The 23,151-nt window shown below is 44.2% G+C and carries 21 protein-coding genes, 2 tRNA genes and 1 other annotated feature; of the genes, 16 read left to right on the forward strand and 7 right to left on the reverse strand.

Going from position 1 to position 23,151, the window contains the following annotated elements; all coding sequences use genetic code 11:
• Together gyrA and ACXACN_RS15015 are read left to right on the forward strand one after the other, a co-directional pair.
• On the forward strand, positions 1–2,556 hold the full coding sequence (gene gyrA, locus ACXACN_RS15010; protein WP_474965560.1) for a DNA gyrase subunit A: 2,556 nt from the start codon (positions 1–3) through the stop codon (positions 2,554–2,556).
• A gap of 410 nt (positions 2,557–2,966) precedes the next feature.
• On the forward strand, positions 2,967–4,022 hold the full coding sequence (locus tag ACXACN_RS15015) for an HD-GYP domain-containing protein (protein WP_474965561.1): 1,056 nt from the start codon (positions 2,967–2,969) through the stop codon (positions 4,020–4,022).
• A 17-nt stretch (positions 4,023–4,039) separates the two neighbouring features.
• Here the strand turns inward: ACXACN_RS15015 and ACXACN_RS15020 are convergent, their stop codons facing one another.
• On the reverse strand, positions 4,040–4,756 hold the full coding sequence (locus tag ACXACN_RS15020) for a YaaC family protein (protein WP_474965563.1): 717 nt from the start codon (positions 4,754–4,756) through the stop codon (positions 4,040–4,042).
• A 173-nt stretch (positions 4,757–4,929) separates the two neighbouring features.
• Here ACXACN_RS15020 and guaB point away from each other — a divergent pair, with 173 nt between their 5' ends.
• The 6 genes from guaB to ACXACN_RS15050 all read left to right on the forward strand — a co-directional run bounded on the left by guaB (position 4,930) and on the right by ACXACN_RS15050 (position 11,496).
• Positions 4,930–6,399: an IMP dehydrogenase gene (gene guaB, locus ACXACN_RS15025; protein ID WP_474965564.1), complete on the forward strand. Its 1,470-nt coding sequence runs from the start codon at positions 4,930–4,932 to the stop codon at positions 6,397–6,399.
• A 105-nt stretch (positions 6,400–6,504) separates the two neighbouring features.
• Positions 6,505–7,836 (forward strand): serine hydrolase, encoded by a 1,332-nt coding sequence (locus tag ACXACN_RS15030; protein WP_474965565.1) that lies wholly within the window; start codon positions 6,505–6,507, stop codon positions 7,834–7,836.
• 119 nt (positions 7,837–7,955) lie between these two features.
• On the forward strand, positions 7,956–8,840 hold the full coding sequence (gene pdxS, locus ACXACN_RS15035; protein ID WP_474965567.1) for a pyridoxal 5'-phosphate synthase lyase subunit PdxS: 885 nt from the start codon (positions 7,956–7,958) through the stop codon (positions 8,838–8,840).
• 17 nt (positions 8,841–8,857) lie between these two features.
• Complete coding sequence (gene pdxT, locus ACXACN_RS15040; RefSeq protein ID WP_474965568.1) at positions 8,858–9,448, forward strand: pyridoxal 5'-phosphate synthase glutaminase subunit PdxT; 591 nt, start codon at positions 8,858–8,860, stop codon at positions 9,446–9,448.
• A gap of 37 nt (positions 9,449–9,485) precedes the next feature.
• Positions 9,486–9,707 (forward strand) — a binding site (T-box leader).
• 177 nt (positions 9,708–9,884) lie between these two features.
• A complete protein-coding gene (serS, locus tag ACXACN_RS15045; RefSeq protein ID WP_474965570.1) occupies positions 9,885–11,159 on the forward strand; it encodes a serine--tRNA ligase in 1,275 nt (424 codons plus the stop codon).
• A gap of 244 nt (positions 11,160–11,403) precedes the next feature.
• Positions 11,404–11,496: transfer RNA gene (locus ACXACN_RS15050), tRNA-Ser, on the forward strand.
• 145 nt (positions 11,497–11,641) lie between these two features.
• Here the strand turns inward: ACXACN_RS15050 and ACXACN_RS15055 are convergent.
• The gene (locus tag ACXACN_RS15055) at positions 11,642–11,986 is read right to left on the reverse strand and encodes a winged helix-turn-helix transcriptional regulator (RefSeq protein WP_474965571.1); all 345 of its coding nucleotides are present in this window, start codon (positions 11,984–11,986) and stop codon (positions 11,642–11,644) included.
• A 267-nt stretch (positions 11,987–12,253) separates the two neighbouring features.
• On the opposite strand from ACXACN_RS15055, the gene ACXACN_RS15060 reads away from it, so the two are divergent.
• Both ACXACN_RS15060 and ACXACN_RS15065 read left to right on the forward strand, forming a co-directional pair.
• On the forward strand, positions 12,254–13,462 hold the full coding sequence (locus ACXACN_RS15060) for an MFS transporter (protein ID WP_474965573.1): 1,209 nt from the start codon (positions 12,254–12,256) through the stop codon (positions 13,460–13,462).
• A 77-nt stretch (positions 13,463–13,539) separates the two neighbouring features.
• Positions 13,540–13,995, forward strand: coding sequence for an NUDIX hydrolase (locus tag ACXACN_RS15065; protein ID WP_474965575.1), 456 nt, complete (start codon positions 13,540–13,542; stop codon positions 13,993–13,995).
• Positions 13,996–14,030: 35 nt separating this feature from the next.
• Here ACXACN_RS15065 and ACXACN_RS15070 read toward each other — a convergent pair whose 3' ends face one another.
• Both ACXACN_RS15070 and ACXACN_RS15075 read right to left on the reverse strand, forming a co-directional pair.
• Positions 14,031–14,714, reverse strand: a complete 684-nt coding sequence (locus tag ACXACN_RS15070; protein ID WP_474965577.1) for a deoxynucleoside kinase — start codon at positions 14,712–14,714, stop codon at positions 14,031–14,033.
• A complete protein-coding gene (locus tag ACXACN_RS15075) occupies positions 14,711–15,352 on the reverse strand; it encodes a deoxynucleoside kinase (protein WP_474965578.1) in 642 nt (213 codons plus the stop codon). The genes ACXACN_RS15070 and ACXACN_RS15075 overlap by 4 nt, the downstream gene beginning before the upstream one ends.
• Before the next feature lie 197 nt (positions 15,353–15,549).
• Here ACXACN_RS15075 and ACXACN_RS15080 point away from each other — a divergent pair.
• Positions 15,550–15,622 (forward strand) — tRNA-Arg (locus tag ACXACN_RS15080).
• A gap of 33 nt (positions 15,623–15,655) precedes the next feature.
• Here ACXACN_RS15080 and modB read toward each other — a convergent pair.
• Together modB and modA are read right to left on the reverse strand one after the other, a co-directional pair.
• Positions 15,656–16,330: a molybdate ABC transporter permease subunit gene (modB, locus tag ACXACN_RS15085; protein WP_474965579.1), complete on the reverse strand. Its 675-nt coding sequence runs from the start codon at positions 16,328–16,330 to the stop codon at positions 15,656–15,658.
• Complete coding sequence (gene modA, locus ACXACN_RS15090; RefSeq protein ID WP_474965581.1) at positions 16,327–17,112, reverse strand: molybdate ABC transporter substrate-binding protein; 786 nt, start codon at positions 17,110–17,112, stop codon at positions 16,327–16,329. The genes modB and modA overlap by 4 nt, the downstream gene beginning before the upstream one ends.
• Positions 17,113–17,209: 97 nt before the next feature.
• Here modA and ACXACN_RS15095 point away from each other — a divergent pair, with 97 nt between their 5' ends.
• The 4 genes from ACXACN_RS15095 to aldA all read left to right on the forward strand — a co-directional run bounded on the left by ACXACN_RS15095 (position 17,210) and on the right by aldA (position 20,533).
• Positions 17,210–17,866: a M50 family metallopeptidase gene (locus ACXACN_RS15095; protein ID WP_474965582.1), complete on the forward strand. Its 657-nt coding sequence runs from the start codon at positions 17,210–17,212 to the stop codon at positions 17,864–17,866.
• 104 nt (positions 17,867–17,970) lie between these two features.
• Positions 17,971–18,081, forward strand: coding sequence for a YjcZ family sporulation protein (locus ACXACN_RS15100; protein WP_089650761.1), 111 nt, complete (start codon positions 17,971–17,973; stop codon positions 18,079–18,081).
• Positions 18,082–18,186: 105 nt separating this feature from the next.
• A complete protein-coding gene (locus ACXACN_RS15105) occupies positions 18,187–18,438 on the forward strand; it encodes a hypothetical protein (RefSeq protein ID WP_474965583.1) in 252 nt (83 codons plus the stop codon).
• 643 nt (positions 18,439–19,081) lie between these two features.
• Positions 19,082–20,533, forward strand: a complete 1,452-nt coding sequence (gene aldA, locus ACXACN_RS15110) for an aldehyde dehydrogenase (RefSeq protein WP_474965585.1) — start codon at positions 19,082–19,084, stop codon at positions 20,531–20,533.
• A 37-nt stretch (positions 20,534–20,570) separates the two neighbouring features.
• Here the strand turns inward: aldA and queF are convergent, their stop codons facing one another.
• Positions 20,571–21,065 carry a preQ(1) synthase gene (gene queF / locus ACXACN_RS15115; protein WP_474965586.1) on the reverse strand — a complete coding sequence of 165 codons (495 nt, stop codon included), beginning with the start codon at positions 21,063–21,065 and terminating at the stop codon, positions 20,571–20,573.
• Positions 21,066–21,432: 367 nt separating this feature from the next.
• Between queF and acsA the strand changes: the two genes are divergently transcribed.
• Positions 21,433–23,142, forward strand: coding sequence for an acetate--CoA ligase (gene acsA, locus ACXACN_RS15120; protein ID WP_474965588.1), 1,710 nt, complete (start codon positions 21,433–21,435; stop codon positions 23,140–23,142).
• Positions 23,143–23,151: the final 9 nt, after the last annotated feature.

The following is a 23,151-nucleotide window of genomic DNA, read 5'->3' on the forward strand; positions in this document are numbered from 1 at the left end:
ATGGTGGATCAACCCGAACGTCCGCGCGTACAGGAAGTTAACATCAGTCATGAAATGCGCACCTCATTCCTGGATTATGCGATGAGTGTCATCGTGGCCCGAGCCCTTCCTGATGTCAGAGATGGCCTGAAACCAGTGCACAGAAGGATTTTATATGCGATGCATGACCTTGGTATGCATGCGGACAAAGCTTACAAAAAGTCTGCACGTATCGTTGGGGAGGTTATTGGTAAGTACCACCCTCACGGAGACTCTGCTGTCTATGACACGATGGTCCGTATGGCACAGGATTTCAACTACCGTTACATGCTCGTTGATGGACACGGAAATTTTGGTTCGGTGGACGGGGATGCCGCAGCCGCCATGCGTTATACGGAAGCACGCATGTCCAAGATTTCCATGGAGATCCTGCGCGACATCAACAAAGATACAATTGATTATAACGATAACTATGATGGGACAGAGCGTGAGCCTGAAGTCCTTCCTGCTAAGTTTCCGAACTTGCTTGTCAATGGAGGATCAGGAATCGCGGTCGGAATGGCGACAAACATCCCTCCACACCAGCTGGGTGAGGTTATAGATGCGGTACTTGCACTAAGTAAAGACCCGGAGATTACCATCCAGGAACTGATGGAGAACCATATTTATGGTCCTGACTTCCCGACGGCCGGTAAAATTTTAGGACTGAGTGGAATTCGCAAAGCCTATGAAACAGGAAAAGGTTCCATCACGGTTCGTGCACATGTAGAAATTGAAGAACAAGCAAATGGGAAAGCCCGTTTAATCGTGACAGAGCTTCCTTATCAAGTGAACAAAGCCCGTCTCGTAGAAAAAATCGCAGATCTTGCCCGCGATAAAAAAATCGACGGCATCACAGATCTTCGTGATGAGTCAGACCGAAATGGAATGCGAATCGTCATTGAATTGCGCCGGGACGTCAATCCGAACGTCCTTCTCAACAATCTTTACAAAATGACGGCCTTACAATCGACATTTGGCATTAATATGCTCGCACTCGTCAATGGTCATCCGAAAGTGCTTAACTTAAAACAATGCCTTGAGCATTATTTGGAACACCAGAAAGTCGTCATTCGTCGACGTACGGAATATGAACTTAGAAAAGCAGAAGCACGTGCGCACATCCTCGCAGGTCTTCGTATTGCTCTGGACCACCTGGATGAAGTCATTTCACTCATCCGTGAATCTCAAACGACTGAGATCGCACGTACTGGTTTGATGGAGCGCTTCGGACTGTCTGAAAAACAAGCACAAGCGATCCTTGATATGCGCCTGCAGCGTCTGACAGGCCTAGAGCGTGAAAAAATTGAAGATGAATACCAGGAAGTAATGAAACTGATTCAAGAATTGAAAGCGATTCTTGCTGACGATGAAAAAGTTCTTGAAATCATTCGTGGAGAACTACTGGATGTGAAAGAACGCTACAATGATGAGCGCCGTACAGAAATCATCCTTGGCGGAACAGACTTCATTGAGGATGAGGACTTGATCCCTGAAGAGACGGTCATCGTAACCGTCACTCACCAGGGCTATGTCAAACGTCTTCCAGCCTCCACATACCGTTCCCAGCGCCGAGGAGGACGAGGCGTCCAGGGTATGGGTACGCACGAAGAGGACTTCGTTGAACATCTATTGTCCACGTCGACACACAATACCCTCCTTTTCTTCTCCAACAAGGGGAAAGTTTATAAAGCCAAAGGGTATGAAGTTCCTGAGTTCAGCCGGACCGCCAAAGGAATTCCAATCATCAACATGTTGAATGTTGAACGTGATGAGTGGATCAATGCTGTCATCTCTGTCGAAGACTTTGTAGATGACTGGTACCTCGTCTTTACTACGAAGAATGGAATCACGAAGCGGACGACGCTCTCCCAATTTGCGAATATCCGAAAAGGCGGCTTGATTGCTCTCGGATTACGTGAAGATGACGAGCTGATTTCTGTCCGACTGACGGATGGAACGAAAGACATCATGATCGGTACGCAAAATGGATACTTGATCCGTTTCAATGAAGATCAAATCCGAGCGATGGGACGTACAGCTGCAGGTGTCAAAGGAATTTCCCTTCGTGAAGACGATAAAGTTGTATCGATGGAAATCCTCGACGATTCCTTGCAAGTACTCACCGTGACGAGCAAAGGTTACGGAAAGCGCACGCCAGCTGATGAATACCGGATTACCAACCGTGGTGGTAAAGGAATCATCACGTGTAATCTGACAGATAAAAATGGTCAAGTCGTCGCTACGAAAGCCGTCAATGGCGATGAAGACATCATGATTATTACAGCGAGCGGTGTGTTGATTCGTATGCCAATGGAAAGTATTTCAGAAACGGGGCGAAACACACAGGGCGTCCGCTTAATTCGTCTTGGTGATGGAGAAGAAGTAGCCACTGTCGCACGTGTCGAATCAGAAAAAGAGGAAGAAGAACTGATAGAAGAAGCACTTGAAAAAGGAGCAGAAGCTCAAAATGAGTCTTCTGAAGAAAGTGCTGAACCATCCAGCGACCAGACAGAAGAAGAACCAGATGAATCTTAAGTGAGAAACGTCGCCTGCCGATTAATTTCGGCAGGCGATTTTTTATTATTTGGAGCAAAAGACTGTGAGATGTCGATTAATATTTAATAAATTTTTCTATTTTTTTGAATTGTTCATGGTAATATAGAACTATATTCATTTCTTGTAGAACGCAGCTCAACGTTGGTGTTGATCTATAAAAATACCGAATAGGACAGAACTACGGTAGATTTTTAATGTGAGTGTCTAGGGAGATGGAGCTAGACGAGCTTTTTTCATATACAAAGCTACCGATATGAGGTGTAATCATACGGAATCTCATGTGTAAAAATCATTGGATGTAAAAGTGCGTGACACGAAAAAGAAAACTAGAGAAAGGGGGTTCGTTTATGAGGGTAGCTACCTCAAATTTGGAACCGGGATGTCTCTTGATGAAAGATGTTATGGGACGGACCAGTCGACCGATTATTCCTAAACATACGACCCTTCAGCCCGTCCATATTGATGTACTGAAAAAATTCAAAATTGATGTCGTGGAAGTTTCCAACCGACGTTCAGACGGTTCGCTTTTTTTAGCTGATCATCTCTCAGAACATGAAGAGAATCAACTGTCAGATCGGGGGACGAAGGAGAAGACTCTTCCATTTTTTGAATGCTACTTAGCTGCAGTGCAGGAGTATAAGAAATGGTTCATTTCATGGCAAGGTGGAACTCCTGTGGATATGAGCATCATTCGAAAAGTGATGGTTCCCCTTCTAGAGCGTACCGTTGATTCAAAAAGTCGTGAAGTTTTCTCGCTTCATCAGTATGCATCCAGTAACGATTACATCTTTCATCACAGTGTATCTATGGGGCTGCTATCCAGTTATGTGGCCTCAAAGATGGGATACAACTATGGTGAATGGATCCAAGTCGGATTGGCCGGTCTCTTAGCAGATAGCGGAATGTCTAAAATCAGTCAACGAATTGTGTGGAAAGAAGGCCCATTAACAGAGAGGGAGTATGAGATGGTGAAAAACCATCCCACTTATAGTTATCGTCATGTAGAAAAGATCTCCTCTTTAAGCAAACACGCCAAAGTCGCTATTTTACAACATCATGAGAGGCTGGATGGGACCGGTTACCCTTTAGGAGTCAGCCAGAATAAAATTCATCCGTTCAGTCAGATAATCGCCGTCTGTGATATGTACCATGCCATGACATCTGAAAGGATGTACCGGAGGAAACAATCGCCATATAAAGTGCTTGAAGAAATTTTGCAGGAGCAGTTTGGGCGCTATGATCATAAAGTGATTAGTACATTAGTGAAAGAAATGACCAGTTATTCCACGGGAACGAAAATCCGCTTGTCTGATCATCGTGAAGCAGAAGTTATTTTCGTGGAAAAGACGAACCCGACAAGACCCCTTGTACGTTTGATTGAAGACGGGCAGATCCTCCCGCTGAAAGAACAGCTTGATCTACATATTGTAGAAGTGTTTGAATGAACAAAGACCAATTCACATCATGAAATGGATGTGAATTGGTCTTTTAACCATGTTGCGAACATGTTTGGAATTCGGTCGGCAGCTGAATTTAGAAAATGAATGATGAACACATAATCTTCCCGATCTTTCATCTGCTCCATCTCCCCCCACCACTCCCCTTCATAACGGACGAGCATGCTCAAGTTATAAAGGACAGCGAAATAAGCTAGTAACTCAGGCCAATCCTCTTCAATTGCAATTGGGTTTGGCTTTTTAAGTTGAAACAACGCATCCATTTCAGGAAGCGGCCGAAGCAGTTCATCCATGGATATCTTCGTTTTTTCTGAGGAAAATTGAAACAAATGCTCAGCGGCATGCGGAAATAACCCGTGGGGTTGTATACGGATGTCGTCTTCTAAAAAACGGTAGTGCTGTTTTTTCCTTTTTCGGGTCGACAGCCCATGAGCAAGAACTTTTGCGGTTGCAGGGTACCCTGGGTCAACGGTTAGCAGACAGCTTTTAATGAAATGGTTCATGCCATAATAAAAAAGAAGAGGCTTTACACTCAGTGGTGTATGTAAAGCCGTTGACCAATAATCCTGACCAAGGGTGAGGCCGTGAATGAATCGCTCTGCATTATTGAAGGCATGATGCTCAGCTCTTGAATGGTTTATTTTTTCATAACAGGAAAACAAAAAGGGTCTTGTATGTGCGGTCACTTGAAGGTAAGTGAGAATCGGTTCCGTGGAGTGCAAAGTAAGCTCCTCCTTTCTAACATAAAAGGAATTCCCCTCCATTTTTTTATGGTTGAAAAAGCACGACCATTGTCGTATTGTAAATAACAATAAGAAATGGTGTTTCGCGAATATACCACTTATTTTACCCACTTTCACCCAAACTATTTTAAGAAGAAAAGGAGAGGTCAAGCATGCGTGAAGACAAGTTTAAAAAAGAAGGTTTAACGTTTGACGATGTGTTACTTTTGCCTGCAAAGTCCGATGTATTGCCGCGTGATGTTTCACTGGCGACAGAGTTGTCTCCCACCTTACGTCTGAATATGCCGATTCTCAGTGCTGGAATGGATACGGTCACAGAAGCTGAATTGGCGATCGGTATGGCACGACAGGGAGGGCTTGGTGTCATTCACAAGAACATGTCGATTGAAGAGCAAGCGGAACACGTGGACCGAGTGAAACGATCCGAAAGCGGCGTCATTACGAATCCGTTCTTTTTGACTCCGGAACACCAAGTATTTGATGCGGAACATTTAATGGGGAAATTCCGTATTTCCGGTGTGCCGATTGTTAATAACGTGGAAGAACAAAAACTTGTCGGAATTATCACCAACCGTGACCTCCGCTTTATCGAAGATTATTCCATCCAAATCAGTGACGTCATGACAAGTGAAGACCTTGTGACAGCTCCTGTAGGGACGACGTTGGATGAAGCAGAGAAAATCTTGCAGAAGTATAAGATTGAAAAGCTTCCGATGGTAGATAACAATGGGATCCTTAAAGGTTTGATTACTATAAAAGATATCGAGAAAGTGATCGAATTTCCTTTATCAGCGAAAGATGAACAAGGCCGTCTTCTTTGTGCCGCAGCTGTCGGTGTAACAGCAGACGCTATGACACGGATTGATAAATTAGTGGAAGCCGGGGTAGATGCTCTTGTCGTGGATACCGCTCATGGCCATTCACAGGGTGTAATTGAGCAGGTGAAGCGCATCCGTGACCGTCATCCGGAAGTGAATATTATCGCAGGAAACGTCGCGACAGCAGAAGCAACGAGAGAATTGATTGAAGCGGGCGCAGACGTGATCAAAGTCGGAATTGGACCAGGGTCGATTTGTACGACGCGTGTCGTTGCTGGTGTCGGCGTTCCTCAAATTACGGCTGTTTACGACTGTGCGAAAGAGGCGGAGAAATACAATAAGCCTGTCATTGCCGACGGGGGAATCAAGTATTCTGGTGATATTGTGAAAGCTATTGCTGCAGGCGGACATGCCGTTATGCTCGGAAGCTTGCTTGCAGGCGTATCCGAAAGCCCTGGCGAAACAGAAATCTTCCAGGGCCGCCGGTTCAAAGTATACCGGGGAATGGGATCTGTCGGGGCCATGGAATCCGGGTCCAAGGATCGTTACTTCCAAAACGAGCAGGAAGCGAAGAAACTTGTGCCGGAAGGGATCGAAGGACGTATGCCATACAAAGGACCATTGGCTGACTCCATTCATCAACTTCTCGGTGGCCTACGCTCTGGTATGGGATATTGTGGAACATCAACGATTCATGCCCTACGAACAGAAGCGCAGTTTACTAGAATTACAGGGGCTGGCTTAAGAGAGAGCCACCCGCATGATGTTCAAATTACAAAAGAAGCGCCAAACTACTCCGTTTGACCCGTATAAAAAGTGATAGACAGGGACTTTTCCCTGTCTATTCTTTTATATACGCATGTGATAAAATAACAAAGATGCATATTTTAAGGGTGGAGGTTGAGAAAGTTGACACAAAGATTAAAAACATCTATGGCCTTGATGGTGGCATTGCTTATGGGGTTCTTTGCTGTGTCCATGAATCCTGGACATACATACGCAAGCGTAGATGTTGGCGCAGAATCGGCAATACTCGTGGACGCGGAAACCGGAAAGATTTTATTTGAAAAAGAGGCAGATTTGACCTTACCTCCTGCCAGCATGACGAAGATGATGACCGAATATCTTGTCATGGAAGCGATTGAGGAAGGGCAGATCAGCTGGGATACAACGACACAAATTAGTCAATATGCTTATGATATATCGGCGAATCCTGAATTCTCAGGAGTCGGCCTCAAGTTGGATGAACAATATACTGTTCGTGAACTGTACGAAGCAATGGCCATTAACTCAGATAATGCGACAACCATTGCTCTTACTGAATTAATTGCTGGAAGCGAAGGCGAATTTGTTCAGATGATGAATGAAAAAGCAGAAGAAATGGGTCTGCCTGATTATGACTTCGTGAACTCCACAGGACTGAATAACTCCCACTTGGGAGACAATTATCCTGAAGGAACAGATCCTGAAGCAACGAATATGCTTTCAGCTAAGTCGGCAGCACTGCTCGCTTATCACTTAACGAACGATTATCCGGAAGCACTTGAAATCTCAAGCAAACCGACGCTTGATTTTGCTGGACAAACCGTGACGAACTGGAATTGGATGCTTCCGGGTATGCCAGGGCAAAACTTGCAGCAGTTCGAGTACCAAGGAATGGACGGATTGAAGACAGGCTACACAGAACTTGCGCAAAACACGTTTACAGGAACAGCAGAACGAGATGGGCAACGATTCATTTCAGTCGTCATGAAATCAGATTCCAGAGCTTCCCGTTTCAATCAAACCAAACAGCTTCTAGATTACGGTTTCAACCAATTTGATCGTCAAGAGCTTTTTGCAGCAGGAGCAACTCCTGAAGAGGAGTCCACGCTCACCGTTGCAAAAGGAAAAGAAGATGGAGTGGCAATTGAAACGAGTGCGGCACTGAGCACGCTTGTTAAAAACGGAGAAGAAGATCAATATGAAATCCAGTTCAACATCTCTGAGGACCAGCTGGATGATGAAGGCAACTTAGTCGCCCCAGTAGAAAAAGGGCAAAAAGTAGGGACAGCGAAGCTTGTGTACAACGGCGAAGAGGATTATGGCAATATTCTTTCTGATGGTGGACAAACCGTCGAGATTGTTACTTCTTCCAGTGTAGAAAAAGCAAACTGGTTCATGCTTACCCTTGGTGCCATTGGTGAATTTTTCAGTGATATCTTCACAGGCGCAGTCGACATGGTTAAAGGCTGGTTTTAGGTGAAAAAATCCCTATATAACCAGTAGGATTTAATATAGTAATGCGTTACAATAGAGGATAAGAATCTATGATTCAATATAAATGCTTACATTAATATAGCTGTTAGGGAGGAATCAACATGGCACAAACAGGTACGGATCGCGTAAAACGCGGCATGGCAGAAATGCAAAAAGGTGGCGTCATTATGGACGTCGTAAACGCAGAACAAGCGAAAATCGCTGAAGAAGCGGGAGCAGTAGCCGTAATGGCTCTTGAACGTGTTCCAGCAGATATCCGCGCAGCAGGCGGAGTTGCTCGAATGGCTGATCCTACGATTGTTGAAGAAGTGATGAATGCTGTTTCAATTCCAGTTATGGCCAAAGCTCGTATTGGGCATATTACAGAAGCACGTGTCCTTGAAGCGATGGGCGTTGATTATATCGATGAGAGTGAAGTTCTTACTCCAGCTGATGAAATCTATCACATCAAAAAAGATGAGTACACGGTTCCGTTCGTATGTGGCTGCCGTAATCTCGGTGAAGCGACACGTCGTATCCGTGAAGGTGCATCCATGCTTCGTACAAAAGGTGAACCGGGAACAGGGAACATTGTAGAGGCTGTCAGCCATATGCGCCAAGTTCAGTCTCAGATTCGTCACCTTCGTGGACTTTCAGAAGATGAAGTGATGGTCTATGCCAAAGATAATGGTGCTCCATTCGATCTATTGATGGAGATCCGTGAAGAAGGTCGTCTGCCTGTTGTAAACTTCGCTGCTGGCGGTATCGCAACTCCAGCGGATGCAGCTTTGATGATGCAGCTTGGAGCAGATGGGGTATTTGTTGGATCTGGAATTTTCAAATCCAACAATCCTGAAAAGTTTGCACGTGCAATCGTTGAAGCAACGACACATTATGACGATTACAAGTTGATTGGTGAATTGTCTAAAGGTCTTGGAACAGCCATGAAGGGGATGGAAATGTCCACTCTTACTCCTGAACAGCGTATGCAAGATCGCAGCCAGTAAGCAAAGGAGAATGCAGCATGACTACTATCGGTGTACTAGGCCTGCAAGGAGCTTTCCGTGAGCATGTGCGTTCAGTCGAAGCGGCAGGAGCAAGTGCTGTCGTTGTCAAAAGGACAGAACAGCTGAATGAGATCGATGGCTTAATTATCCCTGGTGGCGAAAGTACGACCATCCGCAGACTGATCGATAAGTATGAATTTCTAGAACCCATCCGACAATTCGGAAAAAGCGGCAAACCGATCTTCGGTACGTGCGCAGGGCTCATCTTACTCGCATCGGAAATCGATGGTTCTTATGATGTCCATTTAGGGGTCATGGATATAAAAGTGCGTCGTAACGCTTTTGGACGTCAGCGCGAAAGCTTTGAAGCCGATCTTGATATAGAAGGCGTGGCAGAAGGATTCAATGCCGTTTTCATCCGTGCTCCTTATATTGAAGGGGTAGGAGAAAATACGAACGTGTTGGCCCGCTACGACGGCCATATTGTAGCCGCTCAGGAAGGCCATTATTTAGCCTGCTCCTTCCATCCGGAATTGACGGATGACCATCGTTTAACCGCTCACTTTGTTCAAATGGTGGAAGAAGCTAAAAAAACACTTGCATTATAATTCTGAATCCGCTAATCTTATGTAACACAAACGATAAATAAACGCGATGACAGGAAATAGTAACATGTCCCTTCTTCTCTAAGAGAGTCAGTGGCTGGTGTGAACTGACGGAGAAGCCATGTGAATCCATCCTCGAGTGTCTGACTGAATGCAGTAAGTCAGACCGGTACTCACCGTTATGAGTGAAGCCGGAAGGTCACATGTACCTTCAACTTGGGTGGTATCGCGGGAAGCATAAACCAAAGCTCTCGTCCCTATTTTAGGGACGGGAGCTTTTTGTTTACAGCGGGTTTCGAGATCATTGTTTGGGTTTATTGGATACGGAAAGTAAACCGTCCACTAAACGATCATTCCTTGAAAAAGGATTATGACGAAGCCGCTTATAAGCGTATGAGTAAAATTAATAAACATAGATCAAATGAAGGAGGAAGTAAACATGTTGGACATGAAATATTTACGTCAGAACTTTGATGAAGTCAAAGGGAAACTGCAAAACCGCGGGGAAGACCTCTCGGACTTAGATGCGTTCGGTGACTTGGACAGCAAGCGCCGTGAGTTGATTCAGGAAACAGAGGAATTGAAAGCGAAGCGTAATGAAGTATCTAAGGAAATTTCCCAGCTGAAAAAAGCGAAGGAAGACGCAGATGATAAAATTAAAGAAATGCGCGAAGTCGGCGACCGAATTAAAACTCTTGATACCGAGCTGAAAGAAGTAGAAGAGAGACTTGAAACACTTCTCTTATCCATTCCGAATATCCCTCACGAAAGTGTACCTGTCGGTGGAGATGAAGAAGACAACATCGAAGCACGAAAAGCAGGGGAGATCCCGACCTTCAATTTTGAAGCGAAGCCTCACTGGGATGTAGCGACAGATTTAGGCATCCTTGATTTTGAAAGGGCGTCCAAGGTGACAGGAAGCCGTTTCGTATTTTATAAAGGACTAGGTGCCAGGCTGGAACGTGCCTTATTGAATTTCATGATGGACCTGCATGCCGATGAACATGGCTATGAGGAAATGCTGACGCCACAAATGGTTAACCGCACAGCGATGACAGGTACAGGTCAATTACCGAAATTCGAAGAAGACGCGTTTAAAATTGAAGGCTGGGATTATTTCCTCGTACCAACAGCCGAGGTACCCGTGACAAATTTCCACAGAGAAGAAATCCTGTCTGCTGAAGACCTTCCACAAAAGTTCGTAGCCTTCAGCACGAATTTCCGTTCTGAAGCTGGATCTGCCGGCCGGGATACAAGAGGATTGATTCGTCAGCACCAATTCAATAAAGTCGAGCTTGTGCAGCTGGCAAAGCCTGAAGATTCTTATGGTGTATTAGAAGAGCTGACGGGCCACGCAGAAAAAGTCCTGGAACTATTAAAGCTTCCTTATCGTGTGATGAGCATGTGCACAGGAGATTTAGGATTCACAGCAGCTAAGAAATATGACATCGAAGTGTGGATCCCGAGCCAGGAAACCTACCGTGAAATCAGCTCTTGCTCAAACTTTGAAGATTTCCAAGCGCGCCGTGCAGGCATCCGTTTCCGCAGAGAAGAAAAAGGCAAGCCTGAATTCGTACACACATTGAATGGTTCTGGTTTAGCCATCGGTCGTACCGTTGCAGCTATCCTTGAAAATTATCAGCAGGAAGATGGAACGGTCATTGTACCAGAAGTTCTTCGTCCTTACATGGGTGGAAAAGAAGTCATCAAGTAAGAGTACCAAGAAAAGACGTCTGGATTCTGTAAAGGATTCCAGGCGTTTTTCTTTTAAAAGGATCTGGGCCATTCGGTTCCCATTCTCATGCTGTGGAACACCTTGACTCTATAGGAATGAATTTGTATAATAACGAGGTGGCAATTTTTCGCGATTGTTCGACAACCACTTCTTTTTAAAAAAGTTAAAGGAATTTGTTGACGGATACGGACAACCATGATATTATATTTATTGTCGGTCACACGGAGGAGTACCCAAGTCCGGCTGAAGGGAGCGGTCTTGAAAACCGCCAGGGGGTTTACGCCCCGCGGGGGTTCGAATCCCTCCTCCTCCGCCATATTATTATCAACAATAGCGCATAAATATTGGAGATTTATAGAACAGAAATCGTTACTTCTTGTAACGATTTTTTTATTTTGTATGCCTACATAGTAAGGCCCTCACCGAACATAGGTGAGGGCTTTTTTTTTATTCATCTTTCTTTAAGAATCCAATAATACTTCTTCTTTATTGGGATAGGTTTTTTCGATATGCTGCTCTCCCCAAGCACACAGCATGTCTAGCGCACTTTTCAATGTCCAGCCGTAATCCGTCAGTTCATATTCCACTTTAGGGGGAACCTGGTTATAGACGATACGCTTAATGACCCCGTCTCTTTCCAATTCTCTCAGTTGCTGGGTCAACATTTTTTGTGTGATTCCTGGCATGATACGTTTCAATTCACTGGTTCGCCGTTTGTTTTCAATCAAGTGACAAAGGATGACTACCTTCCACTTTCCTCCGATCACTTCAAGGGCAGCTTCGACCGGTATATTATATTTTGGCATCCCATCTACCTCCCTTAGAGCGCCTATGTTTCTTTTTAGCCTGTATATCCGATGATTTACTATACACGAAAAAAGCGTAAGTTAAAAAGAATTTGCACTCACATTCCCCTATTTCATACAAATGTTACCCCCAAGTGCCTATAGCACATAGAAGTGCGTACTTCTCAATTGGTAAATCGGCCTTCATAATAAGATTTGTCATTCAGAGGCGCCCTGGAGACAACGGATCAGTTATCATTCTTATCTAATTTCACTAGGAGGAAAATTATGAGTTCACACGCAGAGAATATCCAAGCTGATGCTCTGGATCATAAAACAAAAAGTTTTCCGTTTGCCTTATTAGCTCTTGCCATTAGTGCGTTTGGGATAGGGACGACAGAGTTCGTGCCTGTTGGGTTGTTGTCAACGATGGCTGATGATCTTTCAATATCTATTACACTCGCCGGCGTATTGATCTCAGGTTATGCTGTCGGAGTAGCTGTCGGAGCCCCGGTTTTAACAGCTCTAACAAATAAGATGAGTCGAAAAAGGTTATTACTGGCTCTGATGGTTGTCTTCATTATTGGTAATTTGGTGGCCGCGATTTCGACAAGTTTTGCTTTGCTTTTACTTGCAAGGATCATCACGGCTTTCTCTCACGGAATCTTCTTTTCCATCGGTTCAACAATCGCTGCAAGTCTAGTCCCTGAACATAAGCGGGCAAGTGCGATTGCCTTTATGTTTACTGGATTGACCGTAGCGACCGTGACCGGTGTTCCGCTGGGGACATTCATTGGACAAACCTTTGGATGGAGGGCGACATTTGCCGGAGTAGCTTTGCTCGGATTGATTGGGATCATCGCAAGTGCTTTGCTTGTCCCGAAAAACTTGGAAGAAGCACCTCCAGCGAGTTTTCGTGACCAAATAAAAATCTTAACGGAGAAAAGAATTCTCCTATCTTTCGCCATCACAGGTTTAGGCTATGGCGGAACATTTGTGGCATTCACATACCTTGCTCCTTTACTTGAAGAAGTAACAGGCTTCGATCCGAAATTTGTGAGTGTGATCCTGTTGATCTATGGAGTTGCGGTAGCGATCGGAAATACGATTGGAGGAAAAGTATCCAATAAGAATCCAATCCAGGCGTTGTTTTGGATGTTTGTCTTGCAGTCGATCGTATTACTCCTTTTGGCTTTCGTTATTCCATTTAAAGTGTTGAGTTTGGTTGTATTGTTCTTCATGGGATTGTTTGCTTTCATGAACGTTCCTGCTTTGCAGATTTTAGTTGTTCAGTTAGCTGAAAAGTATGTTCCATCTGCGGTAAATGTAGCTTCAGCGCTGAATATCGCCGCATTCAATGTAGGTATTGCTATTGGCTCCTTTGTTGGTGGCGTCATCGTTGATACCATCGGACTTGTTCATACACCATGGATCGGTGCAGTGATGGTAGTGGGCGCTGTTATCTTAACGAAGCTTCTGAAAACGATGGAACAATAAATGAAGAAAAGGGTTCCTTATTCAAAGGGGTCCTTTTTTTCTTGTTATAATAAGTGAGTGGAGAGAGGAGGTATGGCATGGGCTATGTCGAGGACTTACGTGCAATCATTGGTCATCGTCCGATTATATTAGTTGGATCTGTTGTGATGATCCTTGATGAAAAGAGTCGAATATTACTGCAGGAACGAACGTCTCCTGAAGGTGTATGGGGGCTGCCTGGAGGGTTGATGGAACTTGGTGAAAGCACTGAACAAGTGGCGAAACGCGAAGCTTTGGAAGAAACGGGGCTGGAAGTGGATGATCTGCAATTATTGAATGTCTATTCAGGGGAGGACCAGTTCAGTCGTGCACCCAATGGAGATGAGTTTTACGTTGTAACCACCGCGTATTTTACCAGTCAGTATCGTGGAGACTATGCATTCGATCCAGGGGAAACCGTGCAGGTGAAGTTTTTTAAGCTTCATGATCTGCCTGAGAAGATGATTGGCAGTCATCGGATGATGATTGAAGATTATGTACAAAAAAACTCCTGACGTTGGCTGAACGTACAGGAGTTTTTTCTGTATGATTATGTCAATAAATGACTGGAGCGCCATTTGCGTGACTGTTGGATAAAGTGTCCGATTTTTTCTAGGACGGGTTCAATGCTTTTTTCGTCATTCAATACGTCGTAATCGGCAATATTGAGGCGAAGGACAGGGCAAGAATTGAAATTATCAATCCAGTTGTCATATCGGGTGAACATCTCTTCCCAATATTCGATCGGCGTTTCTTGTTCCATTGGACGTCCACGCTCTTTGATGCGGGATACAACATCATCGAATGACCCTTCTAGATAAATCAAAAGATCGGGGTGAGGGAAGTATGGTGTCATCACCATCGCATCAAACAGGTTGCGATACGTTTCATAATCGGTTGCAGACATTGTCCCTTTTTCGTAGTGCATCCGTGCGAAGATGCCGGTATCTTCGTAGATCGAGCGGTCCTGAATGAACCCGCCTCCATATTCAAAGATTTTCTTTTGTTCTTTGAAGCGTTCTGCTAAGAAATAGATCTGTAAATGGAAGCTCCAGCGTTCAAAATCCTGATAAAATTTGTCGAGATAAGGGTTCGTGTCCACTTTTTCGAAAGAGGTGCGGAAGTTGAGGGCATCAGCGAGAGCATTGGTCATCGTTGACTTGCCGACACCGACCGTACCTGCAATCGTTATGACGCTGTCATGTGGAATTCCATAGCGTTCACGTGCATTCATTTGATAACTTCTCCTTTATTTAAATGCTGCTCAACTTGATCAACAATATAATTTAAATCATCTTGATGTTTTACGAAATCTATATGATCCCCGTTTAAACGAATCACAGGAATATCTGGATGAGTGGCTTCAAAATGTCTCATGAAGTCTTCGTAGTCTTGAGAGAGTTGTTCAAGATAAGAAGGTTGAATATTTGCCTCTACATCACGGTTACGCATGCGGATGCGTTCAAGCAGTGTATCTAAACTCGCATGTAAATAGACGACCATATTCGGTTTAGGCATATCATGTGTCAATATATCAAAAATCTGCGCATACTTTACGAATTGTTCTTCTCTTAACGTACGCTGTGCAAAAATCATATTTTTGGATATATGGTAATCGGCGACCACCGGCTTCCCCATTTGCAAAAATTTGCGATCGATGTCTTCCAGCTGCTTGAAACGGTTGCACAGAAAAAACATCTCTGTTTGGAAGCTCCATTCTTCTATATTGTCGTAAAACTTGCCTAAAAATGGGTTCTCCTCAACGATTTCCTTCAGCAAATGAAAATCAAACTGGGAGGCGAGCTTTTTAGACAGAGACGTTTTCCCAACCCCAATGGGCCCTTCAACGGATATGAAAGGTAAATCTCCCATCTCTTTTCCTCCTTCAAACTCAATTCAAAAAAACGTGAGTGCTTATCACTCACTTACAAAATACGATACTTTTTGACAGACAAATAATATTTTATCACATCGTTACGGTGTAAGTAACATCCAAGCGATATTTTTAAGGTTCATTTGCCTTTTCAATCTTTGGTTTATTTTGTATAATATTACTCGTACGTTTATACGCCCCCGTAGCTCAGGGGATAGAGCATCGGTTTCCTAAACCGTGTGCCGCAGGTTCGAATCCTGCCGGGGGCGCTGGCTGAAGCTTATCGTAGCTTCAGCTTTTTTTTATGCTTTCCTTACAAAATTAATTTTCTGACGGCTCCACGTGTTGAGCCATAAGACCGCACTGAATCCTAGACAGAGAATGACAATGACCCACATAAGAGCTTCTTCCATTCGACCTGATTCGACCGCGAAATAGATGGCGAGAGGAATGGTATCTGTTTCACCAGGAATGTAACCTGCAATCATTAATGTGGCCCCGAACTCACCGAGGGAACGGGCGAAGGTCATGACTAACCCTGCCAGTAGTCCAGGCCAGGCTAATGGAAGGGATATAGTGAAGAATATCTTCATTTTTGAAGCCCCCATCGTCAAAGCTGCATGTTCCAGGTTTTGATCATAATTTTGAAAAGCTGCCGATGCACTCTGGTACATCAAAGGAAAAGAGACAACGGCCGACGCAATGACAGCCCCTGTCCATGAAAAAATAACCTGAAAACCAAACCAATTCATGAGCCATTGCCCCATCCATCCGTTTTTGCCAAATAAATAAAGTAGGGCAAATCCAATGACTGTCGGAGGAAGGACAAGGGGGAGTAAAAGCATCGATTCTACAATACTTTTCCCGGGAAATAATTTTCTGGAAATGATTCTTGCGCTGATGGTTCCGAATACGAATACGATGAAAGTAGCGATCCCTGCTACTTTCAAGGACAATAGAAGAGGTTCGACGTTCATTTTTCTATCTTTCCACCTCTCATAGGATTGAATCCATAGGCTTTGTAAGTTTCTGTTGCTTGATCGCTTGCTAAAAAGGAGAGAAGTTTCTGTCCGTGATGCTTAGTCCGGCTTTCCGAAATAACAATTCCCGGATAGACGATCGAATCGTGGAGAATAGGGTCTACTTGTGCAAGAATGGTTACCTGGTCTGAAATCATGGCATCACTGGCATAGACGAAACCATAATCCACTTGTCCAGATTCGACGTAAGCAAGTACTTGCCGTACATCACTTCCGAAAACCGTCTGATCTTCCAACCTGCTCCATACTTGAATCTTTTCCAACGCTTGTTTCGTATAGGTACCTGCAGGCACACTTTCGGGGTTTCCGATAGCAAGCTTATCGCTTTCCTTGAGATCTAACTCCTGAATGCTTTCCAAATGATTTTTGGAGTCATCTCCGATCAGGACCATTCTGTTGGAAGCAAGCTCTATGTATGAATTCATTTCAACAAGTTCTTTTTCATCGAGAAGCTTGACCCACCGGAGATCTGCAGACAAAAATACGTCTACGGGAGCCCCTTGTTCGATTTGTCTTGCCAGTTTACCTGAACCTCCGTAAATAGTTTCAACTTCTATATTGTAATGGTCCTCAAATCGAGAAGTCAGCTCTTCCATCACATCTTTCAAACTCGAAGCAGCCGCAATTCTGACGCTTGTATCGCTCGTATCCGAAGAAGGTGCGCAGCTGCACAAAACTAGGAATATGATTGAACTCCCTATCCATATGAATTTTCGCATGACCATTCCCCTTTGGTGCCATAGATTCTATTCTTAAGATACGTCATATGTAAGTAGAAAGCGATGAAAAGGTTATTTTAAAAAAGGAGTGCACTATATGAAATTTCAGGTTCTTACCGCTCTTATTCTTGCTTTACTGCTCACGCAACTTCCTGTGGTAGGAAAATACTTTGCTATTCTGAATACCATGATTCATGAAAGTGGTCATTCTTTGATGGCGCTGATTACAGGAGGAGAAGTAAGGAGGGTTTCTCTGTTTCCTAATACATCGGGGTTTGCTTTGACCGGACATACATCTTGGATCGGCCAGGTATTAACGAGCATGGCTGGTTACGTGTTTGCTTCTTTCTTTGCTTTTATTTTCTTTTTCCTAATCAGTCGTGGGCAATATCAATGGATGATCTATATTCTCATGGCATTCCTTACCCTCAATCTACTTTTCTGGGTGAGGAATGTATATGGACTATTCTGGATCCTTACATTTGGAGCGGGGTTTCTATGGTTGTTGAGAACCGGTCATGAACAAGTGGTCCAATATGTCCTGATCTTTCTAGCATCGCTCGTCCTTGTCGAGTCTGTGACCAGTGCCTTTGAGGTGATGTGGATCAGTTTTATATCCCCTGGGCAAGCTGGTGACGCAGCAAATTTAGCACGAGCGACAACATTTATTCCCGCCCCTTTGTGGGGAGTGGCCTTCTTCGTTCAGGCCCTGTACTTTGCCCTCATCTCCATTAAGCGTGTCTTTTCCTTCTGATGGTGTGAAGGATAAGAAGAAAAAAGATTAAATTCCGCTAATGCCCTGCCTTCTTTAGCCCTCTTGAATAAGGTAGTAAAGTAAGTAAGAGAGGGGGGAATGGAATGAGCGGAGGATACGGTGGCGGTTTCGCGCTATTGGTTGTTTTGTTCATCCTTTTGATCATCATCGGTGCATCTTATATGGGTGGCCGAGGTTACGGTTACGGATACTAATAAATAAAGCGGGAATCTTTTCCCGCTGTTACATAAAATCAAACGTTTTTGGTAAGTCGGAAAAGGGTATGAGGAAATTAGAATAATTGGACGGAGGAGTCGTTTATGGATTTAAAAGAACACTTAGTTGCACACGGGTATGATCACATTGATATTCTTCTTATTGATGAAGAGGGTGACCAGTCCACCGTTGCCGACATCTCCCTGCCAAAGGTGACGGATTTGGAGTACAAGCTTTATCTCAAGCCTGAGAGTATTTCCTATCATTTTAAGGAAGAAAACCCTTATTTCGAGGCTGAGCAGCAATCCGAGTCAGGAGACGGCAAGAAAATCAAAGGTTTCATCCTCGAATGGTAAAGTCCTGTCCCCACAGGACTTTTTTTATGCTTAATAATATCGTACAACACCCTATTGTTGCCTAGCGGCTAGTGAGACTTCCCTCGCTTCTGTACGATAAGTCAACATCGAATCACTCCGTTCTTCGTGTTTCCTTTATCTCCGCCACCTCATTCCAGTCCATACGCCGCTGATCGAGGCGCCTGCACACTTAAGGAAGGAGTCTCGTCATTCCCCTCCGCCCCTTGAACATATGAGGATCTCAAAACTACTTCCAGTACTAGATGCGTTCTATACGTATTAGGAGCAATAAAACAAAACCTTCATTGTATGGATAGAGCTCATAACCGCTTGTTATAGACCGCTTTCTTACTATAGGTAGTGATGGTGGAAGATGCTCCTACTTGGTATAGAAGTTCGTCTCTCACATGATCGAATGGGGTGTTGAGAAGCTGCGAGACTCCCGAGGAAATGGGTTGGCTGGAGAGACCCCGCTGGAAAGCGAGTGGCTTCCCAACCACCCTTGACGCTCAACTCAGCAACGAACCCCGAACCATCTCGAAATCCAGTCTTACAGAATCCCCACATATCGTTGAATACTGGTTTGTTTATTTTGAATCACATGGGGAATGAAACTGGTAAATCCCAACAGGAGGTTATTTGCATGCAGCAACACAAACTATACATTAACGGTGAATATACAGAATCAAACGGATCCGAATGGATTGATATTCTAAATCCGGCGACCGAAGAGGTTATTTCTCAAATTCCTAAAGGCACGGAGGACGATGTGAACCGGGCGGTGAAAGCAGCATTTGAAGCTCAAAAAGACTGGGAGCTTACGCCTAATATTGAACGCGGTAAAATTGTAAGGGAGCTTGGCGATCGTATAGAGGAAAACCGAGCGACCTTTATCGATCTATTACAAGAAGAGCAAGGGAAAGATTATGAGCTTGCTAGCGGAGAAGTGGATTTGGCTATCGATTATTTCCGGTATATGTCGGAATGGGCACGGAGAATTGAAGGAGAGATCGTTCCGAGTGATCGTAAAAATGAGAACATCTTTATTTATAAAAAGCCAATCGGCGTCGTGGCAGGAATCGTCCCTTGGAACTTTCCTGTATTCATTTTAGCCCGTAAAGTAGCAACGGCGCTGGTAACAGGAAATACATTAGTATTGAAACCGAGTCAGCAGACACCGAACACCGCTATGGAATTCACAAAAATCGTCGATTCGATGGAGGAAATCCCTAAAGGTGTTTACAACGTGGTTACTGGAACGGGTTCAGAGATTGGAAACACACTTGCCTCTCATCCAAATGTACACATGATATCCATGACGGGTAGTATTCCGGCAGGGACGAAAGTGATGGAAGCAGCAGCGCAAAATATTACAAAAGTGAATTTGGAACTTGGAGGTAAAGCACCTGCCATCGTCACAGCAAATGCAGACCTTGATGTCGCAGCTGATAGTATTACGACTTCTCGTCTAGCTAACAATGGACAAGCGTGTACAAATGCTGAACGAGTTTATGTGCATGAAAGTGTGGCAGATGAGCTTCTCTCTAAATTACGTCATAAATTTGAATCGATGACTATGGGAAACCCTCGTGAAAATAAAGAAGCGAATGTTGGTCCTCTTGTAAGCGAAGATCGCCTTGAAGAAGTAGAGAGCATGGTGAAAGAAGCCGTGAATGCAGGAGCGAAGGTTGAAATTGGTGGAGAACGTGGCGACTTGGATAAAGGTTATTTCTATAAGCCTACGATCCTCACGGGTGTAGAACATGACATGAAGATTATGCAGGAAGAGATTTTCGGTCCTGTGATCCCTGTGGCAACATTCAAGACATTAGATGAAGCGATTGAAAAGGGTAATGATACGGATTATGGCTTATCCTCTTCTGTCTACACCGATGACATGAATGAAGCGATGCGTGTAGTGAATGAACTGAAATTTGGGGAAACCTTTGTTAATCGTGAAAACTTTGAAGCCGTTCAAGGCTATCATGCAGGAATGAGAAAGTCAGGACTTGGTGGAGCAGACGGTAAGCATGGAATGGAAGATTTTCTTGTCACGCAAGTCGTTTATATGCAGTATAAAGATGATAAAAAATAAAACGAAAAGAGCTGCGATTTATGTCGCAGCTCTTTTTTTATCGATTATCAACTTTTTCAGGGTAAAGATCGTGATTCATCAAGCGATGGTCCGCCATCTGTTCAAACTTCGTGCCTGGTTTTCCATAATTACAGAATGGATCAATGGAAATTCCACCACGAGGGGTGAATTTGCCCCAAACTTCAATATAACGGGGATCCATTAACTCGATTAAATCGTTCATGATTGTATTGACGCTATCTTCGTGAAAATCCCCGTGGTTACGGAAACTGAAGAGGTAGAGTTTGAGTGATTTGCTTTCCACCATTTTAACGTCTGGGATGTAGCTGATGTAGATGGTAGCAAAATCTGGTTGGCGGGTCTTCGGACACAGAGTCGTGAATTCCGGACAGTTGAACTTTACAAAGTAGTCACGGTTCGGATGTTGGTTATCAAACGTTTCGAGGACCTCCGGGTCATACTCGAAAGAATAGGAAGTTCCTTGGTTACCAAGGAGAGATAAATCAAGCTCTTGGTCGTTTCGTCCTGGCATGGGTCATGCTCCTTTTTAACAGTATTTCAAAAAAAAAGCCGCAGCGGCTAAGGGCTGCGGCTTATCATAAGACGTCGTCCTTAGTTTTTTATAGAGGGGTTGGCTAAGAAACCTCTACTATGAAGCTTTTTATGCTTGTTTCATTATATAAACAGAGGAGAATGCTGTCAATTTACCTCGTCCCCATGTCCTAATTCTGTAAATCTTTGGAGATATCTCTTTAAATATGAGGAGAAATCCCCTACAATGGAATTAATTCATAAAATTTTCAGAAAAGTATGCAGTTCGTGGCTCTGAAAGGATCAGAGCTTTCTTTTGCCACAAAGGGAAAACGTTTACAAAACATTCTTATGAGGTGATGATGAATATGGACATGAAACCAATTCCAGCTCGAACAGGCAATCACAACATGGAAAACTACAAAGAAGCGTACGAGAATTTCCAGTGGGAAGAAGTAAGAGAACAGTTCACATGGAACGAGACAGGTAAAGTTAATATTGCTTACGAGGCTGTCGATCGCCATGCAGAAAATCCTGATAAGAAAGATCAGGCAGCTCTGATCTACTCTGCACCTGACAGAGAAGAGACCCTTACTTTTGAAGATTTAAAGCTGAAGAGTAACCAATTTGCAAATGTATTGAAAAAACACAATATAGAAAAAGGCGATCGTGTCTTTCTTTTCATGCCGAGAAGTCCTGAGTTTTATGCAACATTCCTTGGGATTCTTAAGGTAGGAGCGATTGCGGGACCGCTTTTTGAAGCATTTATGGAACAAGCGGTCCGAGACCGTTTAGAAGATAGTGAAGCAACGATGCTTATTACAACGCCTGAATTACTTGAGCGTGTACCTGCGGATGAACTTCCAAACTTGAAACAAGTCGTTCTAGTCGGCGGCGATGCACCGGGCAACTACATTTCTTATGATGAAGAAATGGAAAACGCTTCGGATGAATTTGATATCGAGTGGGTGGACCTTGAAGATGGGATGCTTCTTCACTATACGTCTGGTTCAACAGGCAAGCCTAAAGGAGTCTATCACGTCCACAATGCCATGCTTCAGCATTACCAAACAGGTAAATGGGTGCTGGACCTTAAAGAAGATGATGTGTACTGGTGTACAGCAGACCCAGGCTGGGTGACAGGGACAAGTTACGGAATCTTTGCTCCATGGTTGAATGGGGTAACGAACGTCATCCGTGGTGGACGATTCAGTCCTGATGATTGGTATGGAACGATTGCTGAGAAAAATGTTACAGTCTGGTATTCCGCTCCAACGGCTTTCCGTAAACTGTTGAGCGCTGGAGAAGAAGTAGCGAAAAAACATGACTTATCTTCTCTTCGCCATGTGTTGAGTGTAGGAGAGCCACTGAATCCTGAAGTTGTAACATGGGGGCTTTCTGCTTTCGACTTGCGCATCCACGATACGTGGTGGATGACGGAAACCGGTGGAATGTTAATTTGTAACTATCCGGCGATGGATATGCGTCCAGGATCCATGGGTAAACCATTCCCAGGCATCGAAGCGGCTATTGTCGATAACGAAGGGAATGAACTGCCAGCAAATCAAATGGGGAACCTTGCCATCAAACAAGGATGGCCATCGATGATGCGTGCGGTTTGGAACAACCCAGGCAAATATGAAAGTTATTTCTTAAATGGCTGGTACGTTTCCGGTGACAGTGCTTATCAAGACGAAGACGGTTATTTCTGGTTCCAGGGGCGCCTCGATGATGTGATCAACACTTCCGGTGAACGTGTCGGTCCGTTTGAAGTGGAAAGCAAGCTGATCGAACACGAAGCGGTAGCAGAAGCTGGAGTTATCGGAAAGCCGGACCCTGAGCGCGGAGAAATCATAAAAGCTTTCATTACCTTGAGAGAAGGGCATGAACAATCTGATGAACTGCTCGAAGATATCCGTCAGTTTGTTAAGAAAGGGTTAAGCGCTCACGCCGCTCCAAGGGAAATTGAAATCAAAGATACCATTCCAAAAACCCGAAGTGGTAAGATTATGAGACGTCTATTGAAGTCTTGGGAGCTTGGATTACCGACAGGCGATACATCTACTCTTGAAGAGTAATGAACGAAA

Source organism: Halobacillus sp. AWM4_238 (assembly GCF_056158265.1).

Excerpts from the sequence above, each read along its gene's own strand:
- gyrA (WP_474965560.1), top strand. The coding sequence starts at position 1 with ATGGTGGATCAACCCGAACGTCCGCGCGTACAGGAAGTTAACATCAGT.
- ACXACN_RS15015 (WP_474965561.1), top strand. The coding sequence starts at position 2,967 with ATGAAAGATGTTATGGGACGGACCAGTCGACCGATTATTCCTAAACAT.
- guaB (WP_474965564.1), top strand. The coding sequence starts at position 4,930 with ATGCGTGAAGACAAGTTTAAAAAAGAAGGTTTAACGTTTGACGATGTG.
- pdxS (WP_474965567.1), top strand. The coding sequence starts at position 7,956 with ATGGCACAAACAGGTACGGATCGCGTAAAACGCGGCATGGCAGAAATG.
- pdxT (WP_474965568.1), top strand. The coding sequence starts at position 8,858 with ATGACTACTATCGGTGTACTAGGCCTGCAAGGAGCTTTCCGTGAGCAT.
- serS (WP_474965570.1), top strand. The coding sequence starts at position 9,885 with ATGTTGGACATGAAATATTTACGTCAGAACTTTGATGAAGTCAAAGGG.
- ACXACN_RS15055 (WP_474965571.1), bottom strand. The coding sequence starts at position 11,986 with ATGCCAAAATATAATATACCGGTCGAAGCTGCCCTTGAAGTGATCGGA.
- ACXACN_RS15060 (WP_474965573.1), top strand. The coding sequence starts at position 12,254 with ATGAGTTCACACGCAGAGAATATCCAAGCTGATGCTCTGGATCATAAA.
- ACXACN_RS15065 (WP_474965575.1), top strand. The coding sequence starts at position 13,540 with ATGGGCTATGTCGAGGACTTACGTGCAATCATTGGTCATCGTCCGATT.
- ACXACN_RS15070 (WP_474965577.1), bottom strand. The coding sequence starts at position 14,714 with ATGAATGCACGTGAACGCTATGGAATTCCACATGACAGCGTCATAACG.
- ACXACN_RS15075 (WP_474965578.1), bottom strand. The coding sequence starts at position 15,352 with ATGGGAGATTTACCTTTCATATCCGTTGAAGGGCCCATTGGGGTTGGG.
- modB (WP_474965579.1), bottom strand. The coding sequence starts at position 16,330 with ATGAACGTCGAACCTCTTCTATTGTCCTTGAAAGTAGCAGGGATCGCT.
- modA (WP_474965581.1), bottom strand. The coding sequence starts at position 17,112 with ATGCGAAAATTCATATGGATAGGGAGTTCAATCATATTCCTAGTTTTG.
- ACXACN_RS15095 (WP_474965582.1), top strand. The coding sequence starts at position 17,210 with ATGAAATTTCAGGTTCTTACCGCTCTTATTCTTGCTTTACTGCTCACG.
- ACXACN_RS15100 (WP_089650761.1), top strand. The coding sequence starts at position 17,971 with ATGAGCGGAGGATACGGTGGCGGTTTCGCGCTATTGGTTGTTTTGTTC.
- ACXACN_RS15105 (WP_474965583.1), top strand. The coding sequence starts at position 18,187 with ATGGATTTAAAAGAACACTTAGTTGCACACGGGTATGATCACATTGAT.
- aldA (WP_474965585.1), top strand. The coding sequence starts at position 19,082 with ATGCAGCAACACAAACTATACATTAACGGTGAATATACAGAATCAAAC.
- queF (WP_474965586.1), bottom strand. The coding sequence starts at position 21,065 with ATGCCAGGACGAAACGACCAAGAGCTTGATTTATCTCTCCTTGGTAAC.
- acsA (WP_474965588.1), top strand. The coding sequence starts at position 21,433 with ATGGACATGAAACCAATTCCAGCTCGAACAGGCAATCACAACATGGAA.